Consider the following 4,213-nt stretch of genomic DNA (forward strand, 5'->3'; position numbering starts at 1 on the left):
GTCAGGGGGCGGCGCCGAAGGCGCGGGGGTCTGGATGGTGATGAGACGGGACCCGCGGTTTGCGCAGCAAAGCGTGGGGCGAAAGCGCGAATGCGATGGCGCGCCCCCCCTGAGTCAGGGGCGGCGCCGAAGGCGCGGGGGTCTGGATGGTGATGAGACGGGACCCGCGGTTTGCGCAGCAAAGCGTGGGGCGGCAGCGCGAATGCGATGGCGCGTCCCCCCTGAGTCAGGGGGCGGCGCCGAAGGCGCCGGGGTCTGGATGGTGATGAGACGGGGCCCGCGGTTTGCGCAGCAAAGCGTGGGGCGAAAGCGCGAATGCGATGGCGCGTCTCCGACAGGCTAAACTGTTGGTCTTTCTGCCTTTTAGACTGCGACCGCGCATCATGTCCGAGCCTACTGCCGCCCCCACCGACGCCCTTCCGGAAACCCAGGAAAAACGGGACTTCATCCGTCAGATCGTCCGCGAGGACCTGGCCGCCGGCAAGCATGCCGCGATCAAGACGCGCTTCCCGCCCGAGCCCAATGGCTACCTGCACATCGGCCACGCCAAGTCGATCTGCCTGAACTTCGGCATCGCCGGTGAGTTCGGCGGCGTGTGCAACCTGCGTTTCGACGACACCAACCCGGCCAAGGAAGACCCCGAGTATGTCGCGGCCATCCAGGACGACGTGCGCTGGCTGGGCTTTGAATGGAACGAGCTGCGCCACGCCTCGGATTATTTCGATGCCTATTATCTGGCCGCGCAGAAGCTGATCGCCGATGGCAAGGCCTACGTGTGCGACCTGTCGGCCGAGGAAGTGCGCGCCTACCGCGGCACCCTGACCGAGCCGGGCCGCCCGTCGCCCTACCGCGAGCGCAGCGTGGAGGAAAACCTGGACCTGTTCGCACGCATGCGCGCCGGCGAGTTCCCGGACGGTGCGCGCACCGTCCGCGCGAAGATCGACATGGCCAGCGGCAACATCAACCTGCGCGACCCGGCCCTGTACCGGATCAAGCATGTCGAGCACCAGAACACCGGGAGTGCGTGGCCGATCTACCCGATGTACGACTTCGCGCATGCGCTGGGCGATTCCATCGAAGGCATTACCCACTCGCTGTGCACGCTGGAATTCGAAGACCACCGCCCGCTGTATGACTGGTGCGTGGACAACGTCGATTTCGCCCACAACCACGCGCTGACCCAACCGCTGGTCGATCGCGGCCTGCCGCGTGAGGCGGCCAAGCCGCGCCAGATCGAGTTCTCGCGCTTGAACATCAACTACACGGTGATGAGCAAGCGCAAGCTGATGGCGCTGGTCACCGAACAGCTGGTGGACGGCTGGGAAGACCCGCGCATGCCGACCCTGCAGGGCCTGCGCCGCCGCGGTTACACCCCGGCGGCGATGCGCCTGTTCGCCGAACGCGTGGGCATCAGCAAGCAGAACTCGCTGATCGATTTCAGCGTGCTCGAAGGCGCGCTCCGCGAAGACCTGGACAGGGCTGCCGCGCGTCGCATGGCGGTGATCGATCCGGTCAAGCTGGTGCTGACCAACCTGCCCGACGGCCACGAAGAAACCCTGACCTTCTCCAACCATCCCAAGGACGAAGCCTTCGGCACCCGCGAGGTGCCATTCGCCCGTGAGCTGTGGATCGAGCGCGAGGACTTTGCCGAAGTACCGCCGAAGGGCTGGAAGCGCCTGGTGCCGGGAGGCGAAGTGCGCCTGCGCGGGGCCGGCATCATCCGCTGCGATGAGGTGATCAAGGACGCCGATGGCACCATCACCGAGCTGCGCGGCTGGCTGGATCCGGCGTCGCGCCCGGGCATGGAAGGGGCCAACCGCAAGGTGAAGGGCACCATCCACTGGGTCAGCGCCGTGCACGCGGTGCCGGCCGAGATCCGCCTGTACGACCGTCTGTTCTCGGTGCCCAACCCGGACGATGAGTCCGAGGGCAAGACCTACCGCGATTACCTCAATCCGGCATCGCGCCGCACCGTCACCGGCTATGTCGAACCGGCCGCGGCCAGCGCCGCGCCGGAGCAGTCGTTCCAGTTCGAGCGTACCGGCTACTTCGTCGCCGACCGCCGCGACCACACTGCCGCCCGGCCGGTGTTCAATCGCAGCGTGACCCTGCGCGATACCTGGTCGGCCTGACCGGCGTACAACGATGCTGCTGCCAGGTGGCAGCATCTCGAGGAGGAAGCGATGGGCGTGTTGTCGGCGGTGCTGTATTTCTTCAGCCAGCATCCTTTCCTGAGCTTCCCGGTGTGCCTGTTGCTGGGTGGCCTGCTGGTCTGGTGGCGCGAAAACATGCTGTGGCTGCTCGGCGCGTTCCTGCTCGGCACGTTCAACATCGTCGCCGGCCAGATGGTCAATGCAGCGTTCCTCAACGCCGTGGGCGAGCGTGGCACCGGGGTGATCGTGCGCAGCGAGGAGACCAACTCCCGCCTCAACGAGCAGCCCATCTGGCGCTACGAGGCCATCGTGCATACCCGTGACGGCCGGGATGTGGAGACAACGCTGTTCACCCACACCGTCTCCCTGTGGCCGCTGCGCAACGAGATCCAGGTACCTGGTGTAAACCAGGTGTTCGAACTGAAGTACGTGCCCGGCTACCCGCGCAACATCGTGATCCTTACCGAGTCGTCGGCACACGGGCAGGCCCGGCAACGGTTGGCGGCACGCGAGGTCGTGGAGGTCGCCGAGCGGAAGTACCGTTTCAGCCCCGGCAATCCCGCGTTCGCGCAGGACTACCGGCAGGCGATGCAGGCGTTCATCGACGCCAACGATGGCGACCCGAACCAGCAGGTCGCGGTGACACGGTATCGCCACCAGCTGCGGGCGCTGGATGCGTCCCTCCCGCCCTGATCACCCCCCTCGCCCCCTTTTTCACGTGGCCGCGTTCAGCGCGGGCACGGCATCCCCCCGGGCGGCCCGATACACTGCCGCTGCTCCACCTTTGAAGAGGCCTACGTCCCGATGCTGTACGCGCAAGTCCATCTCACCCTGCCCGCCTGGATCCACGACCAGATCGACCTGGGCCGTGCCTATCCCGGTGACGCCGCCAAGGTCGCGCTGGCCATCGCGCTGTCGCGCCTGAATGTCGAGGCGCAGACCGGCGGTCCGTTCGGCGCGGTGGTGTTCGGCCCGGATGACCGCGTCATCGCCGCCGGCGTCAATCGCGTGGTGCCGCACAACACCTCGCTGGCGCATGCCGAGAACATGGCCTACATGCTGGCCCAGCAGCGCCTGCAGACCCCGCGGCTGAACGATGTGCTGAGCCCGATCACCCTGGCCACCTCGTCGCAGCCGTGCTGCCAGTGCTACGGCGCCACCGTCTGGGCCGGCATCGACCGGCTGTTGATCGGTGCCAGCGCGCAGGACGTGGAAGAACTGACCGCCTTCGACGAAGGCCCGCTACCGGCGGACTGGGTCGGTGAACTCAACAAGCGTGGCATCGAGGTCGTGCGCGACATCGAGCGCGACGCTGCGCGCGCGGTACTGCGCCAGTATGGAGAAACCAACGGTGCGCATTACTGACCGCTGCGCTTCGGGCGCGATTGTATGACCGGCCTGCTGTGCCTGTGCCGGCAGGGCTTCGAGCCGGAACTGGCGGGCGAACTGTCCGAGCGCGCCGCTTACGCCGGCATCGCCGGCTATGCGCGCACCCAGCGCAACGACGGCTATGTGCTGTTTGCCACCGACGAAGGCGCGGCGCTGTCCAAGGCATTGCCGTGGCGTTCGCTGATCTTCGCCCGGCAGAAGATGGTGGTGCTGGCCGAACTGCCGCAACTGGATGCGGCCGACCGCATCACCCCGATCATCGCCGCGCTGCAGGGCCAGCAGCGTTTCGGCGACATGTGGGTGGAGCACCCCGATTCGGATGAAGGCAAGCCGCTGGCCGGCCTGGCCCGCGCGTTCGGCAACGCGCTGCGTCCGGCGCTGCGCAAGGCCGGCCTGCTGACCGACAAGCCCAACACCGGGTTGCCGCGCCTGCACATCGTCTTCGTCGACGGTCGCCATGCCTTCGTGTGCGTGGCCGATACCCGTGACAGCGCGCCGTGGGTGCTGGGCATCCCGCGCCTGAAGCTGCTGCCCGACGCGCCCTCGCGTTCGGCGTTGAAGCTGGAGGAGGCGCTGCTGACCTTGATGACCCCGGAAGAGCGCGAGCTGTTGGTCAAGCCGGGCATGCGCGCGGCCGACCTGGGCGCTGCACCCGGTGGCTGGACCTGGGT

At 67.3% G+C, this 4,213-nt stretch carries 4 protein-coding genes; all 4 read left to right on the forward strand.

Annotated elements, in window-relative coordinates:
• Positions 1-383 precede the first annotated feature (383 nt).
• Positions 384-2,132: a glutamine--tRNA ligase/YqeY domain fusion protein gene (locus AC1DQP_RS17425; protein WP_478052090.1), complete on the forward strand. Its 1,749-nt coding sequence runs from the start codon at positions 384-386 to the stop codon at positions 2,130-2,132.
• Positions 2,133-2,183: 51 nt separating this feature from the next.
• The gene (locus tag AC1DQP_RS17430) at positions 2,184-2,846 is read left to right on the forward strand and encodes a hypothetical protein (RefSeq protein ID WP_478052091.1); all 663 of its coding nucleotides are present in this window, start codon (positions 2,184-2,186) and stop codon (positions 2,844-2,846) included.
• Positions 2,847-2,957: 111 nt separating this feature from the next.
• A complete protein-coding gene (locus tag AC1DQP_RS17435; RefSeq protein WP_256774965.1) occupies positions 2,958-3,518 on the forward strand; it encodes a nucleoside deaminase in 561 nt (186 codons plus the stop codon).
• A gap of 24 nt (positions 3,519-3,542) precedes the next feature.
• Positions 3,543-4,213, forward strand: a 671-nt coding sequence (rlmM, locus tag AC1DQP_RS17440; RefSeq protein ID WP_478052092.1) for a 23S rRNA (cytidine(2498)-2'-O)-methyltransferase RlmM, incomplete at its 3' end; no start/stop codon positions are given.

It is taken from the genome of Stenotrophomonas sp. P5_A8 (assembly GCF_056400545.1).